Here is an 18179-nt window from a genome sequence, read left to right as displayed (position 1 = left end):
CCCTCAACCCTACGCCTTGATGTTGTTCTCGCGGACCACCTGCCCCCAGATGCTCACCTGCTTGGCGAAGAAGGTCGAGAACGCCTTGCCATCGGCGAGCAGCAAAGACATGTTCTGCGTATCGCGCAGCTGCGCCGCTACCGCCGGCTCGCTCAGAATCTCCCTCACCGATTTCGCCATGCCGGCGATCACATCTTCCGGCGTCCCCTTCGGCGCGAAAACGCCCCACCAGGCGAGCGTCTCGAAATCGGGAAAGCCCGCTTCGATCGCCGTCTGGGTATCCTTGAGCACGGATAGCCGCTCGCGGCCCAATTGCAGGATGGGACGCAGCATGTTGGTGCCGAGCTGCGCGGTCACGAGCGCCGCCGAGCCCACGATGAGGTCGACATGGCCACCCAGCACGTCATTCATGGCCGGACCGCCGCCGCGGTAGGGCACATGCGTGATCTCCACGCCGGCCTTCTTGCCGAGCACCGTCATCGCGAGATGGCCGAGCGTGCCGATGCCGACGGAGGCATATTTCACCGCGCCGGGATTGGCCTTGCAGGCCGCGATCACGTCGGCAAAGCTCTTGTACGGCCGCTCGGCATTCGCGGCAACAACGTAAGGCGCGGTGCCGACCAGGAGCACCGGTACCAGATCCTTCTCGACATCCAGCCCCGGCTTTTCGAGGATCGAGGGGATCACCGCGTGCGAGTCGAAAGTCACGAGAAACGTCGCGCCGTCAGGCGCGCTCTTGGCGACCTGCACGGCGCCGAGCGAGCCGGCCGCGCCCGACTTGTTCTCCACCAGCACAGTCCGGCCGAGCTTCGTCTGCAGATGAGACTGCAATAGCCGCGCCAGCGCGTCGGTCGATCCCCCCGGCGGGAACGGCACCACCAGCGTCATGTTCTTGGCCGGCTGCGCCAGCGCCGGCGTCACCGCGAACGCGGCTGTCGCCGCAAGCAAGTTGCGTCTTGTAATCTTCACCAGAACTCTCCTCCCATTGTCGCCGGCGATTTTTTTATTTTTGTTCGCAGACTTTGCTTACGTGCCGAAGCCGGACCCGGCTTTCTTGTACTCGGGCCGCGGTGGACTGAAGATGTCAAGCACACGCGCCCCCTCCGGTCCAGCCCGCATCGTATGTGGCACATTTCCAGGCGTGCGCCAGAAATCGCCCTTCTTGACCGGAATTTCCTCACCGCCCTGAACACGGATCGCCGAGCCTTCAAGCAGCACGCCCCATTGTTCTTCGGGGTGATGATGCAGGGTGCCTTGCGAATGCGGCGCCAGCGTCACCACCGACAGCATGGCGTGCTCGCCGGAGAAAATGCGCGTCGTGAGCCCGGGGGCGAGTTCGCGAAATAGGCCGTCGGCGGGGTTGTCGAGGTTGTGGAATTCTTCCTTCTGACTCATCGTTTCCTCCCTCAAGCGCGTGATTTTTACTCAGCGGCGCTTCAATTTGATGCGACACGTACCGGCCTGCGTTCCCTGGATGCGGCAGAGCGCGAAGCGGTGCGCCGCTGAGCCGGGGTCCACACCACGCGCCGCGGGTTCCCGGACGCATGCAGCGCCATGCGCTGCACTGCGTCCGCTTTGGGATCGTTGCGCATCGATCAAAGTCTATCCTCAAGACTTGCCGTAGCTGCCTTGGTAGCGGCCTTCACGAATCGCGATCAGCGTATCCTCCTCGCGCTCGATCTGGGCGCGAACCGCCTCAAGCAAGGAGGCGGCCGTCGCAGCGGGAAACGACACTACGCCGTCCTCATCGCCCACCACGATGTCGCCAGGAGAAATCACCGAACCGCCGATGGAAACCGGCACGTTGATCTCGCCGGGCCCGCTCTTGTACGGGCCGCGGTGGATCGCCGCGCGGGCAAAGCAGGGAAAGTCGGAAGCAGCGAAGGCCGCGACGTCGCGGATGGCGCCGTCGATCACATAGCCCGCGGCGCCGCGGTATTCGGCGATGTTCTTCATGATCTCACCGACCAGCGCCCGCGTCTCGTCGCCGCCGCCGTCGACCACGATCACGTCGCCCGGCCCGACCAGTTCGAGCGCCCGGTGGATCGCAAGGTTGTCGCCGGGCCGCGTGCGCACGGTGAAGGCAACTCCAACGAGCTTGCTGCCGCGGTGGAACGGCCGCAGGCCGACCGCCCCCGGTAGCCGGGCAAGATTGTCGCTAATGACAGACGTCGGCGCCCCTCTGAACGCGTCGATCAGGTCAGGCGCGGGCTTCGGCACGCTGGTCATGGCCGTGGTGATGGTCATAAAAACTGTTTCCTCCTGCGGCTCCGGGCCGCGCGACACGAGCAGCCACATGATGGCTTGGGTTGCGGCAAGACACTTAGCATTCCGCTGGAGCAGGTATAATGGATTTGGATGGGTCCAGGGCGGCTGGTACGTAGGCCCCGCACGTCGAGCCGGTGCTGCCAAAATCTTCAGCCGGCCACACTTCTTAACGCGGCCTTAACCAGACCGGCCGACGCTGGCAGCGAAGATTCACGTCGCCAGTTCTCTTAAATGCTGTTCCAGAAGCTTGCCCCCTCGCCGGCCCTTTCGATTTTCCGGTTTTCCGACATCGACGCCTTCCGGCCGGTCGAATTCGTCGCGGACGCGCGCAGCGTCCCGTTGAATCTTGCGAATTTCCATACCGCGCGCGCGATGGTGCAGTTGCCCTGCTGCCAGATCACGGCGCTTTCCTCGTTTCCCCGCATCGTTGATGTCAGCTACCGCGCGGCGCATGGTGTCGTCATCTTCCAGATCGAGGACAACTACGACGTCGCCGTCAACGGCATGTCCGTGAACCGTCCGGCCTTTGTCGGCATGCGCGGCAATGTGGATTTGCAGTTCGTCGAACCCCGCGGGTCGCTGCACGCGATCATCACGCTTGGCGCCGGCCTGCGGGATCGGGAATGGTTCGATAATCCGGACCAGCTCTGCCCGTTCACGCCGGACGCCGACGCCCTCGCAACCGTCAGATCCGTCACGGCAGGTATTTTGCAGACAGCCTCCGCCATACCGGAACTGTTGCAGGAGCCGCGCTCGGCGCTTGCCCTCCAGGAAGGCCTGCTGCTCGCCATCGACGAGATGTTCCGCAGCAGCAGAACACCGGAAGTTGCGGGCAGGATTGCAAGCCGTGGCTATTGCCGCCTGGTTCGCATGATCGACGAGTATGTGGCGCTTCATCCCGCCGCGCCAATCTACAGCGTCGACCTTGCCGAACAATGCGGCGTGTCGGTCAGAACGCTGGGCACGGCGGTGGCGAGCGTTCGCGGCATGAGCCTGCATCGCTATTTGCGTCTTAAGCAGCTTTGGTCGGCTCGCGCACAGCTCGTGAAAGGATCCGACGCCATCACCGTGACGTCGTGCGCCCGCGCCAACGGCTTTCATCACATGGGCGAATTCGCAAGGCTTTATCGCTCCGCGTTCCACGAAACGGCATCGCGCACATTGGCCCGCGCGAGAGGATCTGACTGATTCTTGCCACAATGTGGCGTGCTTATCCGCTCGCCTTCAGATGGTGCGAATCCCATCGCTGCAGCATCGTGTGCGCAACGTGCTTTTGCTGTTGAATTTGCTCAACAATTTTTTCGTTCGGGCATTGTGTTCCATCGGTCACATGAAGTGGGTAAGATCACAACGCCAGCGGGAACATCGTGCAGTTTGGGCGTGACAGCGCTGCCAAAATGATGACAATCGACTCAGCCAAAGTTCCCAAGAATTCGACCGGAGCAAATCGTCCGTGATCGCCTCACGTGCATCGTCATTGGTTTTTGCCGCGATCGGTGGGCTGTTCGTGCTCGCGCCGATGCCCGCGGACGCGCAATGGTGGCGCAGTGCGCCGGTGGATTTCGAATCTTGCGCCGACGTTGCCGAAAAAGCGACGACCAAAGAAGAGAAGACGGCGAAACTCGCCGAATGCAACGCGAAATTCGCCGGCCGCCGCAAGCCCGGCGGCGGCTACACCTATTATGATTTCATGCAGGACCGGACCTTCGACATCGCAGGTCCCAACCCGACGCCGGAAGAGCAGAAGAAGATCGACGAGCAATATACCGCCTATCTCGAGCGCGAACGGCGCAACCACGCCGTCGCGGCGCAGGCGGCCAGGCAGCAACAGCCGGAGCCGCCGCCAGCGCAGGGCATAGAACAAGGCATCCAGCAGGTCTCGCTGCGCACCGAGCAGGCCTCTCCGCCGGTCGAAATCGAAAAAGTGCCGATCCCGGTGGCGAGCCCGGTCAAGCAGGCCGCACGCATTAGGGCTGCTCAATGCGCCAAGAGCCAATTCTCGTGTGAATGGCCGCGGCTCTCGGAGAGCATCAACGAACTGAAGCGGCTGTTCAATCCACAGCAGCAGCAGCCGGCAAAGCAGAAGAAGAGCTGACGAGCTTTTCTTCGTCATTCCGGGCGTGCGGATGCACGAACCCGGAATCTCGCACCGACAACCGCGGTCTGCGCTGCGCGCATCCCGGAATGACAGCCTGCGGAAGTGTCAATCCGTAATCACGATCGTCCAGGACTTCCGGTAATGCGAATTCGGCTTGTCCGAGCTTCGGCATGCCAGGCAGGCGCGGCGACGTCAGCTTCAATGCGCGCGCGCCTTCTTGCCGCGGCGCGGCTTGACGGCGGGTGCTGCGACCGCGCGCGACGCCGCCCGCTGCTCCTGCAGCCGCGCGTCATAGCCCGGCGACGGCGTCACCGTCGGCGGCACGGCATAGGCGGGCAGCAATGACGCCCAGCCGGCCAGGACGACAATCGCTACCAGCGCGAGGCCCGTTCGTTTCATGTCGCTTCTCCCATCGGCTCACCTCAACGAAATTCGCGCCAGGCCGGCGCCATTTCAAGGCAAATCAATTCACGGGACGAATCTGCTCCGGCGTCAGGCCCGGCGAACCCTTGGCCTCACGCTCGGCCCGCCGGATCAATTCCACGATCCGGCGCGACAGCGGCGCCTTAAGCCGGCGGCGCTCGGCGATTTCGGTGATGACGCCCTGCAGATAATCGATTTCGGTGCGGCGGCCACGCTGCAGATCTTCCCACATCGACGAGCGCGCCTCAGGATCGATCTTCATCGTCCGCCCCAGCAACGCTTCGAAGACCGGATCCGGCAGGCGCAGCAGCACCGGCATCCAGGCGGGCGGGATCGGTGTTGCCGAGACCGGCTTGATGCCCTCGGCGCGGATCGCCGCAAGAGCTTCAGCGAGTTGGTCAGCGAACAATCGCCGCCATGGGCGTTGTGCGAGCTGCCGGCGCAGCGGCAGATCGGCCAGCGCGTTGAGCGCGTTGTTGAGATTGAGCAGCAGCTTGCCCCATTGCACGCCGTCGATGTTGCCGGTCGGCCGCATTGTCAGTCCCGGCACCGACAACTTCTCGGCGGTGCGCGCCTCGTCCTGCTCGATGACGATGTCGCCCGAGGTCGCGCGATGAAATCGCCCCTCGCCCAGCGCGATCACGTTGAACGGCACCATGCCGCCGAGCACGCGCCGCCCCGGCAGGCGATGGCGGAGGACGGCGGCATTGCCGACGCCGTTTTGCAGGCTGATAACGACGGCATCTGATGGTGCGTGGTGAGCGATCACGTCGGCCATCGCAGCAGTATCGGCGCTCTTGACCGTGACCAGCACGACGCCGGCATCTGCAAAAACGGAAGGATTTTCCGACAATGCGAACCGACCGTGCGTGATGGTCTGGTCAAAACCTTCAAAACTCGTCGGCCGCAGCCCGTTGGCTTCGATTTCGGCGATCACGCGCGGACGCGCCAGCAGCGCCACGCGGCGGCCGCCGGCCGCCAGCATGCCGCCGACGAAGCAGCCGATGCTGCCCGCCCCGGCGATACCGATCATTTGGCGCGAAACCATTTGTCACCCACCGCGTTGCACCCGGCTTCGAATAGCAGAGCGCGCGGACTGTGCCTATCGCAGGCGGCACCGCCCGCGCCTTGTAACCGTCATGTGCCACAGTTATGTTTCACGCGGGGCTACGCGGAGGAGACAACCATGGGTTTACTCGACGTACTCAACGGCATGGTGAACGGGCCGCGCGGCCCGAGCCGCCCCAGCTCACAAGCCGAGAGCGGCGGAATGTCGCCCTTGACCATGGCGATCCTGGCACTGCTCGCCTGGAAGGGTATCAAGCATTTTAGCGGCAACCAGACCGGCTCCGCGCCGCAACCGGCGCCCACGCCGGGCAATGTGAACGCCGGTCTTCCAGGCGGCATAGGCGGCGGTGGCCTCAGCGACATGCTCAAGGGCGGGTTGGGCGGCCTGCTCGCAGGCGGCGCGGCCGGCAGCATCTTGAGCGGCGGCCTCGGCGACCTCCTGAATCAATTACAGCAGAAGGGCCTTGGTGATCAGGCCGACTCCTGGGTCAGCAACGGCCCCAACAAGCAGGTCTCGCCCGGCGATCTCGCCAATGCGCTCGGCGCCGACGAGATCGATCAGCTATCGGCGCAAAGCGGATTGTCGCGAGACGATTTGCTGCAAGGGCTCAGCCAGTATCTGCCCGACGTCGTCAATCATCTGACGCCGGACGGACGACTGCCGAACGAGAACGAAATTTCGATCTGACGCCGCGAGACGCGCGGCGCTCGGGAAGCGCCGCGCCGCTTTCACCATCGATGCATTGGAAAGGGACGGAAATGGGCGGCATTATCTGGATCATCGTCGTCGGCTTCGTCGCCGGCATCATCGCGCGCATCCTTTCGCCGGGCCAGAACAACCCGACCGGCTTCATTCTGACTACGGTGCTCGGCATCGCCGGCGCGTTCCTGGCGACCTTCATCGGCCAGGCGATCGGCCATTACGGCCCCGACCAGGGCGCCGGCTTCATCACGGCCACCATCGGCGCGCTGGTGGTGCTGTTCATCTGGAACCGGCTGGTCGCGCGCGGCGTGATCTCGGATCCGGGGAACAGGTGACGCGGAAGGCGTCATCCCGGGGCGATGCGAAGCATCGAACCATGGTGCGCACTTGCGCACCTGAGGATCTCGAGATTCCCCGGTGCGCAATTGCGCACCTGAGGTCTGGTGCTAACGCACTATCCCGGAATGACAGCCTCCAACCCTCACAAAACCAAATGCATGCCCGCATCCATCCGCACGAATTCGCCCGTCATGTTGCTCGACGCCGGCGACGCGAGGAAGCAGACGAGTTGCGCGATGTCTTCCGCCGTTGACGCAACCTTCAGCGGCACCTTCGCTACCACGGCATCGCGCACCGCTTTCGCCCCTGCCTCGCCGCGGCCCTTGGTGAACCAGGGCGTATCGATATAACCCGGGCATACCGTGTTGACGCGGATCAAAGGCGCCAGCGCACGCGCCAGCGACTGCGTCATGGTGTTGAGCGCGCCCTTGCTCGCGGCATAGGCGACGGAAGAGCCGCCGCCGGAAATGCCGGCGACCGACGAGACATTGACCACGGCAGACGGCGCACCGGAGGCTTTCGCGCCCGCTTCGAGCAGCGCGCGCGCCGCGCGGATCATCTGGAACGGGCCGATCGTGTTGACGGCATAGATGCGCTGGAAGTCCTCGGCGGAAAGCCCATCGAGATCGTGATGCGGCACATGCTTGGTGGTGCCGGCATTGTTGACCAGCACGTCGAGCCGTCCCCACGGCACGGCGGCGGCGATCTTTCTACAGTCCTCATCGCGCGACACGTCACCCTGCACCACCACGACTTCGGCGCCGGCGCTGCGACAAAGATCGGCCGTGGCTTCCGCTTCCGCCTTGCTGTTGGAATAGTTGACGACGATGCGCGCGCCGCCCGTTGCCAGAATGGCCGCGGTCGCGGCTCCCAAGCCGGAAGCAGAACCGGTGACAATCGCGCACAAACCATCCTTCGACATCCTAATTCCCTCTTGTTGCTTTTGAGCTGGGTTTCGAACCGCCCGTTCGTAGGTCGCGGGCTTACCATATCGTGCCGCAAAGTGCGTGCAAATCCGCTAACGTTCCACTGTGCGGAATTATTCTTTGCCTACGATCTTCATGCCGCCGCCTCATGCGGCCCTGCGGACAGCGCTTGTCACGGCTATGGCTTTTGCCCATCATAAAGCGCAAGAAAAGACCGCACCCGAGGCTTTGGTTACCAAGCGCCGGGCGGGTGCCAATCAATTTCGGGGAACGCTGTGGCGGAGAGTGAGAACATCGTTGCCGAGACCGCGGAGAAAATTTTCGCCGATCTCGCCGACGCCCAAACCATCAATCGCGACAACAAGGGCGAGTGGAAAGCCCCGCTCTGGCAGGCGCTGACCGACGCCGGCCTACCATTAGCTTGGGTGCCGGAAGATTGCGGCGGCTCGGGTGCAAGCCTCGCCGAAGGTTTCAGCGTCTTGAGCGCGGCCGGACGTTTTGCGGTGGCGGTGCCGCTGACGGAGACCATGCTGGCCGGCTGGCTTCTGGCGCAGGCCAAAATCGCGTCACCCGGCGGCGAGATGACGGTGGTGCCCGCGAGCCCGAAAGACCGGATTACCGTCAATGCCGATGGCAGCCTCTCCGGCAGGGCGCGCGGCGTGCCGTTTGCCAAGGTCGCAAAACATTTTGCGGTGCTCGCCAATGATGCGAAGGGTGATTTCTCCATCGCGCTGCTCGATGCCGGCAAATGCCGGATCGAGAGCGGGCTCAATCTCGGCGGCGACCCTTCTGATGTCGTGATGCTGGACAAGGTGCCGCCGGTCGCAATCAAGCCGGCGCCGACAGGCTTCGACCAGGCCCGGCTGATGCTGATGGGCGGCGTCGCGCGCTCCCTGCAGATCGCCGGCGCGCTGGAATCGATGCTGGAGATTTCCGTACGCTATTCCAACGAGCGCGTCGCGTTCGAGAAGAAGATCTCGAAGTTCCAGGCGGTGCAGCACAATCTGGCGCGGCTCGCCGGTGAGTCGGCGGCCGCGCTGGCCGCGGCGACCTCGGCCGCGGACGCCATCGCCAACGCAACCTCCTTTAACGACGAAGTGTTCCTCGAAGCGGTCGCGGCAAAGATCCGCTGCGCGGAAGCGGCGGAAAAAGGCGGCGGCATCGCCCATCAGGTCCATGGCGCAATCGGCTTCACCATCGAGCATATCCTGCATCGCTACTCGCTGCGCGCGCTCGCCTGGCGCGACGATTTCGGCTCGGAAAGCTACTGGGCGGTCGCGCTCGGCAAGCTCGTCTGCAACCGCGGCGCCGATGAATTGTGGCCGCTGGTGGCCTCGCGCTGAGTTTCACATCGCTTTGCCTGCATAGAGAACGATAATGACCGCAGCCCTCCGTTTCGATCCGATCCGCCTGCCGAGCGAATGCGAGCAGTTGCGCAAGGAGGTGCGCGCCTTCCTTGCCGAGGAAATCGCCGCCGGCACCTTCGATCCGCACAAGCCGAACCGAGAAGATACCGACGTTCCGGAATTCTCCCGCAAGGTCGGCGCGCGCGGCTGGCTCGGCATGACCTGGCCAAAGAAATATGGCGGCCACGAGCGCTCGTTCCTCGAGCGCTATGTGGTGACCGAGGAAATGCGCGTCGCGAATGCGCCGACGCGCCGCTTCTTCGTCGCCGACCGCCAGAGCGGTCCGGTGCTTTTGAAATACGCGCCCGAGCACATCAAGATGGAGATCCTGCCGCGCATCTGCCGCGGCGAGATCTGTTTTGCGATCGGCATGAGCGAGCCGAACTCCGGCTCCGATCTGTTCGCGGCGCAAACCCGCGCGACAAAAACCGACGGCGGCTACCTGATCAACGGCACCAAGATCTGGACTTCCTCGGCCCATATCGCCGACTACATGATTGCGATTTTCCGTACCTCGCCCCCGACGAAGGAAAACCGCCGCCATGGCCTGACGCAATTTCTGGTCAAGATGAAGCAGCCGGGAATCCAGGTGAACCCGATCGGCCAGATCACCGGACAGTATGAATTCAACGAGGTCGTGTTCACCGATCACTTCATTCCCGAGGACCACGTGCTCGGCGAAGTCGACGGCGCCTGGAAACAGGCGACCTCCGAGCTCGCGTATGAACGGTCCGGCCCCGAACGCTTTCTGGAAACCTACTACGTGCTGACTGAACTGGTCCGCGCTGTCGGCAGCAACCCGGACACCCGCAGCGCCGAAGGCATCGGGCGGCTGGTGGCGCAGGTGCACACGATGCGGCGCATGTCGGTTTCGGTGGCGGGCATGCTTCAGGCCGGCAAGGAGCCGGTGGTCGAGGCGTCCATCGTCAAGGACATCGGCACGATCTGGGAACAGCAATTGCCGCACCGCGTGCGCGAGCTCGCCGCCTTTGTCGAGGAGACCGCCACCAACCGCGAGACGCTGGAAAAGCAGCTCGACTTCGCCATCAAGACCGCGCCCAAGCTGACGATCCAGGGCGGCACCACCGAAGTGCTGCGCGGCATCATCGCCCGAGGGCTCGGATTGCGCTAGCGCGCGGCCTGGCTTGCACTGATTCAACGAGGAAACCGCATGACCAAATACACTGATATCAGCGTCGAAAAGCATGGCCATGTCGGCCTGATCGAAATCCGAAAGCCCCCGCTGAACTTCTTCGACGTCTCGCTGATCAACCAGATCGCGGATGCGCTGGAGGAGTTCGACAATGATATCGAAATCCGCGCTTCGGTGCTCGCCGCGCAAGGCAAGGCGTTCTGCGCCGGCGCCGATTTCTCCGATCCGAAGCGGCAGGAGCAGGAAGCGAACGCGCAAAAGGATCCGGCGGCGAACCTGCCGATCAACCATCTCTACGTCCAGGCCGTGCGCATCTTCCGCAACAAGAAGCCGATCGTCGCAGCCGTTCACGGCGCCGCCATCGGCGGCGGGTTGGGGTTGGCCGTGTCCGCCGACTTCCGCGTCACCTGCCCCGAAGCGCGTTTTGCCGCGAACTTCACCAAGCTCGGCTTTCATCCGGGTTTTGGCCTGACCACGACCCTTCCCGAGCTGGTTGGCCGCAACAATGCGGAATTGATTTTCTACACCAGCCGCCGCGTCACCGGCGAGGAAGCCACAAGGATGGGCCTCGCCAATGTCTGCGTGCCACAGGACCAGGTGCGCGCTGAGGCGATGAAGCTCGCCGCAGAAATCGCCGAATGCTCCCCGCTCGGCCTGATCTCGACCCGTGCCACCATGCGCGCCGGCCTCGCCGACCGCGTGATGGCCGCCACCAACCACGAACTCGCCGAACAGACCAAACTGCGCGCGACGGAAGATTTCAAGGAAGGCGTCAAGGCCACCGCCGAACGAAGGGCGGCGAATTTCAAGGGTAGGTGATTTCGCGCGGCTCTCATCTTCCCTTCTCCCCCTTGCGGGAGAAGGTGGCGCGCAGCGCCGGATGAGGGGGTTCTCTCCGCGTGAGAGGTCCGTGTTTGCGGAGAGAACCCCTCACCCGTCTCGCCGCCGCTTCGCGCCGGCGATCCACCCTCTCCCACAAGGGGAGAGGGGAAGTGGCATCGCCTCACGCCAACAGGCTGAAGGTCACGCCGCAAAGATCGAAAGTATTGCCTGATACCTTGCATCCCTTCGCCTTGGCAGCATCCCGCACCTTGGCGACATCGGCGACCTTGAACGTCAATCCGCTCATCAGATCGCTCGCGCCCTCGACGAAGCGGAAGCTGGCATTAGGCAATTTCAGCTCAGGGTCGCCGCTCGCATTCCCGGCTACAGCAATACCCAAAATCTTCCCCCAATGCTCCGCGAGTCCTCGCGGATCCGGGCTCTGCATCTCGACTTTCGTCAGCGCCTGCGTCACGTCCTTGCGGATCGCCTTCTGCCAATCCGGCCCGGCCGGCGGATAGGGCCCCAGCACATCGTCGCTGTCGTCGGTGTGATTGAACTCGATGAAGGCGGCGCGGCAATCGCGCGGGTGCAATTGCACGCCGTGATAGGGCGCGTGCGTGATCACGTTCGCGGTGCGCACGCCGATCGCGTTGGCGTGCTTGCCGCGCGCGTCGGGATCGTCGCAGCAGAAGATCGCCATATAACCGCCGCGGCCGCCGGTCTTGTCGAGGAAGCGTCCCGCCGCGGTGCCAGCTTGCGTCGGCGCCACCACTTCCAGCAAAATGGTGTCGACCGGCAGCAGCGCATTCTCCAGCCCGTATTTGGCGACGTTGCCGTCGCGGTAGCACACGTTGAGGCCCATGATTTCGGAAATGTCCGAGATTACGGGCGCGAGGTTCGGCGCCACCAGGCAGATCTGCCGCAGCCTGAGATATTCGGCCATATCAATGTCCCTGAAATACCGGCTTGCGCTTCTCGACAAACGCTTTCGCGGCTTCCTTGTGATCGGCGGTGTCGCCGGCGCGCGAATGATGGATCGCTTCGGCATCGAAACAGGCTTCCAGCGACATCGTTTCGGCGTTGTTGATGTTGCGCTTGATGTAGCCCAGCGTCACCGATGGCCCCTGCGCCAGCGACATCGCGAGATCGTGCGCCTCGGCATCGATCTCGGCGTCCGGCACCACCTTTGTCACCATGCCGAGATTGTAGGCCTCCGTCGCGCTCAGCACCGGCGAGGTCAGATAGAGCTCGCGCGCCTTGGCGCTGCCGAGCATCTGGGTAAGGAAATAGGTGCCGCCGTAATCCCCTGATAATCCGACCTTGGCGAACGCGGTCGTGATCTTGCAGGAGGCGCTGGCGACGCGCAGGTCGCAGGACAGCGCGATCGAAAGCCCGGCGCCCGCGGCGGCGCCGTCGAGCTGCGCCACGACAGGCTTCGGCATCTGGTGCAGGATGCGCGACACTTCCATGCCGCGGCGCAGATTGGCCATCTTGGCCTCGAAGCCGAGCGGCGTCCTGCCCTCCGCCATCGACTTGACGTCGCCGCCGACGCAGAACGTGCCGCCGGCGCCCTTGATCAGCACCGCACGCACCTCGTGATCCTCCGCCGCCCGCCGCGCCGCCTCCACCAGCCCGCGCGTCATGTCCGGATTGAGCGCATTGCGCCGGTCGGGGCGGTTCATGGTGATGGTGAGCAAGCCTTGTTCGAACTTCTGGAGGACCATTTCGTTTGTGCTCATCTGTCGTGCTTTCGTTGTTGTTGGTTTGTTGTCGGCGTCATTCCGGGATGGTCCGAAGGACCAGACCCGGAATCTCGATATCCTCAAATGCGCAATTGCGCATCATGGTTCGATGCTTCGCATCGCCCCGGGGTGACTGCGTGACTTCGTCACTCCGTCATTTCTTCACCAGCGGACAACGCGAGGCTTCCAGCGGCTGGAATGCCTCGTTGCCGGGGATGGTGGCCAGGAGCTTGTAGTAATCCCAGCGCGCTTTGGACTCCGACGGCTTCTTGACCTCGAACAGATACATGTCGTGCACCATGCGGCCATCCTCGCGAATCCGCCCGTTCCTGGCGAACATGTCGTTGACCGGCGTCTCCTTCATCACCTTCATCACCGCGGCCGCGTCCGTGGTGCCCGCGGCCTTCACGGCTTTCAAATAGTGAAGGACGGAAGAGTAGACGCTGGCCTGCGCCGCGGTCGGCGGCCGCTTGACGCGTTCCATGAAGCGTTTTGAGAACGCGCGGGTGTCGTCGTTGAGGTCCCAATAGAAGGCTTCGGCCAGCAACAGCCCCTGCGCCGTTTCCAGCCCGACGCTGTCGATGTCGGTGACGAAGGCGAGCAGCGGCGAAAGCTTTTGACCGCCGCTCTTGGTGAGCCCAAATTCCGCCGCCTGCTTGATCGCGTTGATGGTGTCGCCGCCGGCATTGGCAAGACCCACGACTTTAGCCTTTGAGCTCTGCGCCTGCAGCAGGAACGAGGAGAAGTCCGACGTATTGAGCGGATGCTTGACGCTGCCGAGCACCTTGCCGCCGGCTTTCACCACCACATTGGTGGTGTCCTTTTCCAGGTCCTGGCCGAAGGCATAATCGGCGGTGAGGAAGAACCAAGTGTCGAAGCCGGATTTAACCGTGGCGAGCCCGGTGACGTTGGCCTGCGCAAAGGTGTCGTAGGAATAGTGCACGGTGTAGGGCCCGCAGGCCTCGTTGCTCAGCCGGATTGACGCCGGGCCGCTATACATCACGATCTTGTTGCGCGCTTTCGCAATCTCGCCGGCGGCGAGCGCAGTCGCCGACGCTGCCACGTCGTACAGCATCTCGACGCCCTGATTGTCGAGCATGTCGCGCGCGATACTGGCCGCGAGGTCGGCCTTGTTGAGATGATCGGCCGCGACGATCTCGACCTTGCGCCCCAGCACCTCGCCGCCAAAATCCTCCACTGCCATCTTCGCGGCAGTCTCCGAGCCCGGCCCGGTGATGTCGGCATAAAGCCCGGACATATCGAGAATGCCGCCGAGCTTGAGCGGCGGCTTGCCTTGCGCCATTGCCGCCGTCGCCGACATCGCCAGCGCGGCGGCGAAAACGGCCGTCACGGCTCTCTTCATGGAGTTTCTCCCTGTGCACGCGCCGCATTGCCAGCGGCTTTGAATTGTCTGCACGATCATGCCGCATGGCATCATTAGCGGCAAGGCGGAGGACAGCGCGGGCTCTGTCGTGTTTTCCGCTAAGCGGAATGAACGACAGGGCGCGGGGCCAGCTACGCACCAGAACGATCACTAAATGCTGGACCGAGCTCCTAACCCACCCTTGAGCAAGGCTTCCGCTTGTTCGATTTCGGGCAGATGTTGTTCGGCGTCGAAATGGACGAGGATTGGCGCCAGCACCTCGGAAATTGATCCCTCGCGCCCATATGCCCTGCAGAGTTGCGCAAGTCCGACTGCGCTGCGCAGCTCGAAAGTTCTGGTCTGCTGGGCTCGGGCGATTTCCAGGCCGCGACGGAAGCTGTGTTCAGCCATGGACACATCAGGCGGATCAAGCCGCAACAACAGCTCACCCTGACTACGATGAAGTTCGGCATCGAGCCAATGCTGGCCGGATTGTTCTGTCCAGGAGATCAGCTCCCGCAAAATTTCCAATCCGGTCTCAAGCTGCCCGGCTTCCGCATTCGCCACGGCAACCTGCATTCCCCAAAATGGCTCGCAAAGGTAGCAGTCATTCTCGTGAAGCAAGGTCCAGCCCCGGCGCATTTCGGCAAGTCCATCCATCCGGTCGCCGGCGCGCCACCTTGCCAGGCCGTTCAGGTAACTGCCGGCGGCAACGTACAACGGCATCGTATGCTCCCGGGCGAGCCCGAGAGCCAAAATCGTCTCCGTTTCCTGCAACATGCCCCCGCATAGCCCATCGAAGACGGCCTTGTGAACGAGCGCATTGGCCTGAGAAAGCGCTCGCGTTTCTCCCGTGGCACGCACCGCTTCGGTGGCGAGCCGGCGCGATCGATCAATCTTTCCGAGCGGCCAAAGCACCAGGGCAAGAAACCTCATGATGACGAAAGGCAGGTCCAGCGCCGACGCCTTGAAGGTTGCCGGATTGGGTTCGGCCTCATAGGCAGCGAGTGCGCGCTCAAGATGCAGTTGCGCGTTCAGGTAATCGCCCCCGAACCAGCAGGTCACGCCGGTTGTCCAGCGCGCGAGGACGGCGGCCACAGGCGATTCCGGTCGCTGCCTGGCGAGGATCATGATGGTCTCCGCCAGGTCACGCATCGGCGCGATCTCGCCGTGAGTCAGGCAGGCATTGAACAGGCCCGAATGGATCGGCGCCAGTTCGACCGGATCATTGATATCAGTTGCGAGTTGCCGCGCGCGCTTCCAGGCGGCCACCGTCTCGGGGGCACTGTGGCCAAGGCTGCCTCGCAGCGCGCGGCCATAGGCGATTTGAAGCTGCAGCCGGTTCATGGTTCGGCCCGGCTCGTCGGGCAGGCTATCTGCGATGGCAACCGCCTTGCCGAGATGTGCGATTGCCTCGTTATATGCCGAGCGTCTTAATGCCTGCTGGCCTGCCTTGCGCCACCATTCGACAGCCATTCCGCTCAGGCCCGCCTCAGTGAAGTGGTATGCCAGGACTTCCGGCTCGGTCTCGGCGATGACCGGAAACTTTTCGCGCAGAACATCGCCGATGTGGCTATGCAGCAGTTGCCTCCGGCTCCTGAGCAGGCTCTCGTAGGCGGTTTCCTGAACGAGCGCATGCTTGAAGGTATAGGTCGCTTCCGGCGGCGTGCCGTGGCGCAACAGCAGTTCGGCCTCTTCGAGTTGCGCCAGAGCAGCACTCAGCGTCAGATCATCGCGACCCGCCACGGATCGCAGCAGCGTGTATGAGAAGTCGCGGCCAATGGCGGCACCTATCTGCGCTACCTCCTTCACCGGCGCCAGCCGATCGAGCCGCGCCATAAGCGAGTCATGCAGCGTCGCGGGAATGGCGAGCGGCGGCAGCGGACTATCGAAGCGATAGCGGCCGTCATTTTCGACCAGCAGTCCTGACTCCAACACCATCTTGGTCAGTTCTTCCACGAACAGCGGGACACCATCCGTTTTGTCGACGATCTGCGTCATCATCTCGCGTGGAATTTCTCGACCGATGGTCACCTGCTCGACCAGTGCGCGCGTGTCCCGCCGGTCAAGCCGATCGAGCCGCAGCAGGCTAACATTGGCAAGACCTACCCAAGGCGGCTCGAACTCCGGCCGGAATGTCGCGAGCGCGAGCACCGGCAGTCCCCTGATCCGATCGACGGCGAGATCGAACAGTTCGAGGGTTGTGGCATCGGCCCAGTGCATGTCCTCGCAGACGATCAGCAGTGGCTGCTGCCGTGCCAGACCCTCAAACTGGTCGAGCAGGGCGGCGAAGGTCTGTCGCCGCTGCTGCACTGGATTCAAAGCCAGCGGTGGATAGCGCTCGCCGGTCGGGATGGAAAGCAGCGCGGCAATGAGCGGCGTGGCGTTGCCGACCCGCTGCGTTCCGAGTGCAAGCATTGCCTCGAGCTTGTCGAGCTTTTGCTCGGACGTGTCCTCTGGACCGATGCCGGCGGCGCGCTCGAGCTGAGCGACAAAGGGATGAAGCGCGCTGTTCGAGTGGTAGGGTGAGCACTGATACCGCAGCCGGCGGTGCCGCCCCAGCGCAGCGCTCTCGCACAGCGTTGCCACAAGGCGCGACTTGCCGATCCCGGCCTCACCGGAAATCAGCACCACCTGACCCTCGCCCTGCCACGCCAGTTGCTGTCGCGCGAGCACGAATTCGGTCTCTGCCTTGCGCCCGACAAAGCCGATGGACCGCGCCGTGCGCACCGCCTCGAAGCGGCTCTCCGACGCGGCACCGCCTTCGACCGCCCAGACTGCAATAGGTTCTGATATCCCCTTGACCTCGCGATACCCGAGGTTTTGAAAGGTGAAGAGATCGCCAAGCAATTGGCGCGTCGAAGCGGCGACGACAACGGCCCCTGGCTCCGCCAGGCTCTGCAGCCGGGCAGCGATATTTGGCGTATCGCCGACCATCGCCTGTTCTTCGAATGCGCCTCCGCTGGTGAGGTCACCGACCACTACAAGACCCGTTGCGATGGCGATCCGCACGTCGACCCGCCCTTGCGTGCGCGTTTCGAGCTGCCTCATTGCGGGGATGATGTCGAGGCCGGCGCGCACTGCGCGTTCCGCATCATCCTCGTGCGCCCGGGGGTAACCGAAATAGGCGAGAATTCCGTCGCCGACAAACCGGGCTATCACGCCGTCATAAGCCGCGATCACTTTTGCGCACGCGGCGCGATAGACGCGGATCACCTCCCACATGTCCTCGGGATCGAGGCGCGCCGAGAGCGCCGTCGATCCGACCAGATCGCAGAACATAACGGTGAGGTGGCGTCGTTCGGCGTCATGCTGCCGAGCCGCTGTCAATTCGGCCTGGTTGAGTTCGGCGATAGCGCGAAGCATCTTGCGGCGATGGCCGAGCAGGACACCAAGTCTATCGAAGTCCTCGTCCCTTAGTTCGGGAAGGACACTGACATCGATCCCGTTCTCGGCAAAACGCTTCGCGTATTGCCCAAGCCCAAGATTTTCGAGCCAGTCCGCAATCTGCTGCATTGGCTCCACCGAGTGTGTGGTTGACAGCAGGCCGATCTCTGGGCCACGGCGGCGAAACGTTAGCCTAATATCTCGGGGATGGCACGCCCTGATGCAGCTATTCGGCCGCGGTTAGCTGTCGAGTTCCTACCAAGGCGGTGCTCCGCTACAGATCCTCACCACCAATCAGCGCATGGCATGATGAGAATAACTGCTTTGCGATGCGCGCTCGATGTGCAGCAAGCAGCATTGCATCGTCAGCCAAGTAGGATGGTAGAGCGCAGCGAAACCCATCAAGTCCTTGCGCGGAGATATGATGGGTATCGCTTCCGCCTGCGTTGATGAGCTACGGCGGACAAGTCGCGCCACC

17 protein-coding genes are annotated in these 18179 nt (G+C 63.4%); 7 read left to right on the top strand and 10 right to left on the bottom strand.

The window, feature by feature from the left end; translation table 11 throughout:
* Positions 1-9: 9 nt before the first annotated feature.
* From HCN58_RS09560 to HCN58_RS09550, 3 genes are all read right to left on the bottom strand, one after another.
* The gene (locus tag HCN58_RS09560; protein ID WP_171579102.1) at positions 10-969 is read right to left on the bottom strand and encodes a Bug family tripartite tricarboxylate transporter substrate binding protein; all 960 of its coding nucleotides are present in this window, start codon (positions 967-969) and stop codon (positions 10-12) included.
* Positions 970-1026: 57 nt separating this feature from the next.
* Positions 1027-1395, bottom strand: coding sequence for a cupin domain-containing protein (locus HCN58_RS09555; protein WP_171579101.1), 369 nt, complete (start codon positions 1393-1395; stop codon positions 1027-1029).
* A gap of 213 nt (positions 1396-1608) precedes the next feature.
* Positions 1609-2247 (bottom strand): RraA family protein, encoded by a 639-nt coding sequence (locus HCN58_RS09550; RefSeq protein ID WP_171579100.1) that lies wholly within the window; start codon positions 2245-2247, stop codon positions 1609-1611.
* Positions 2248-2499: 252 nt separating this feature from the next.
* Between HCN58_RS09550 and HCN58_RS09545 the strand changes: the two genes are divergently transcribed.
* A complete protein-coding gene (locus HCN58_RS09545) occupies positions 2500-3456 on the top strand; it encodes a helix-turn-helix domain-containing protein (protein WP_235983512.1) in 957 nt (318 codons plus the stop codon).
* A gap of 265 nt (positions 3457-3721) precedes the next feature.
* Entirely contained in the window at positions 3722-4363 is a 642-nt protein-coding gene (locus tag HCN58_RS09540; protein ID WP_171579099.1) for a hypothetical protein, read from the top strand.
* A gap of 201 nt (positions 4364-4564) precedes the next feature.
* On the opposite strand, the gene HCN58_RS09535 is transcribed toward HCN58_RS09540, so the two are convergent.
* Complete coding sequence (locus tag HCN58_RS09535) at positions 4565-4765, bottom strand: hypothetical protein (RefSeq protein WP_171579098.1); 201 nt, start codon at positions 4763-4765, stop codon at positions 4565-4567.
* Positions 4766-4829: 64 nt separating this feature from the next.
* Positions 4830-5837: a 2-dehydropantoate 2-reductase gene (locus tag HCN58_RS09530; RefSeq protein ID WP_171579097.1), complete on the bottom strand. Its 1008-nt coding sequence runs from the start codon at positions 5835-5837 to the stop codon at positions 4830-4832.
* A gap of 138 nt (positions 5838-5975) precedes the next feature.
* Between HCN58_RS09530 and HCN58_RS09525 the strand changes: the two genes are divergently transcribed.
* A complete protein-coding gene (locus tag HCN58_RS09525) occupies positions 5976-6545 on the top strand; it encodes a YidB family protein (protein WP_171579096.1) in 570 nt (189 codons plus the stop codon).
* 71 nt (positions 6546-6616) lie between these two features.
* On the top strand, positions 6617-6895 hold the full coding sequence (locus HCN58_RS09520; protein ID WP_171579095.1) for a GlsB/YeaQ/YmgE family stress response membrane protein: 279 nt from the start codon (positions 6617-6619) through the stop codon (positions 6893-6895).
* Positions 6896-7041: 146 nt separating this feature from the next.
* Here HCN58_RS09520 and HCN58_RS09515 read toward each other — a convergent pair whose 3' ends face one another.
* A complete protein-coding gene (locus tag HCN58_RS09515; protein ID WP_171579094.1) occupies positions 7042-7821 on the bottom strand; it encodes an SDR family NAD(P)-dependent oxidoreductase in 780 nt (259 codons plus the stop codon).
* A 279-nt stretch (positions 7822-8100) separates the two neighbouring features.
* Here HCN58_RS09515 and HCN58_RS09510 point away from each other — a divergent pair, with 279 nt between their 5' ends.
* From HCN58_RS09510 to HCN58_RS09500, 3 genes are read left to right on the top strand one after another with little or no spacing between them, the layout of a single operon-like run.
* Complete coding sequence (locus HCN58_RS09510; protein ID WP_171579093.1) at positions 8101-9168, top strand: acyl-CoA dehydrogenase family protein; 1068 nt, start codon at positions 8101-8103, stop codon at positions 9166-9168.
* A 34-nt stretch (positions 9169-9202) separates the two neighbouring features.
* A complete protein-coding gene (locus HCN58_RS09505; protein ID WP_171579092.1) occupies positions 9203-10363 on the top strand; it encodes an acyl-CoA dehydrogenase family protein in 1161 nt (386 codons plus the stop codon).
* A gap of 39 nt (positions 10364-10402) precedes the next feature.
* Complete coding sequence (locus HCN58_RS09500) at positions 10403-11203, top strand: enoyl-CoA hydratase/isomerase family protein (RefSeq protein WP_171579091.1); 801 nt, start codon at positions 10403-10405, stop codon at positions 11201-11203.
* 184 nt (positions 11204-11387) lie between these two features.
* Here the strand turns inward: HCN58_RS09500 and HCN58_RS09495 are convergent, their stop codons facing one another.
* The 4 genes from HCN58_RS09495 to HCN58_RS09480 form a co-directional block, all read right to left on the bottom strand.
* Complete coding sequence (locus tag HCN58_RS09495) at positions 11388-12152, bottom strand: VOC family protein (RefSeq protein WP_171579090.1); 765 nt, start codon at positions 12150-12152, stop codon at positions 11388-11390.
* 1 nt (position 12153) lies between these two features.
* Positions 12154-12948, bottom strand: coding sequence for an enoyl-CoA hydratase (locus HCN58_RS09490; protein WP_171579089.1), 795 nt, complete (start codon positions 12946-12948; stop codon positions 12154-12156).
* 157 nt (positions 12949-13105) lie between these two features.
* Positions 13106-14314: an ABC transporter substrate-binding protein gene (locus HCN58_RS09485; RefSeq protein ID WP_171579088.1), complete on the bottom strand. Its 1209-nt coding sequence runs from the start codon at positions 14312-14314 to the stop codon at positions 13106-13108.
* A gap of 171 nt (positions 14315-14485) precedes the next feature.
* Entirely contained in the window at positions 14486-17830 is a 3345-nt protein-coding gene (locus HCN58_RS09480; RefSeq protein WP_171579087.1) for an adenylate/guanylate cyclase domain-containing protein, read from the bottom strand.
* Positions 17831-18179: the final 349 nt, after the last annotated feature.

Source organism: Bradyrhizobium australiense (genome assembly GCF_013114825.1).
Lineage (GTDB): Bacteria > Pseudomonadota > Alphaproteobacteria > Rhizobiales > Xanthobacteraceae > Bradyrhizobium > Bradyrhizobium australiense.
The sequence above is the reverse complement of the archived record's forward strand: the minus strand, read 5'-3'. Positions and strand labels throughout refer to the sequence as shown.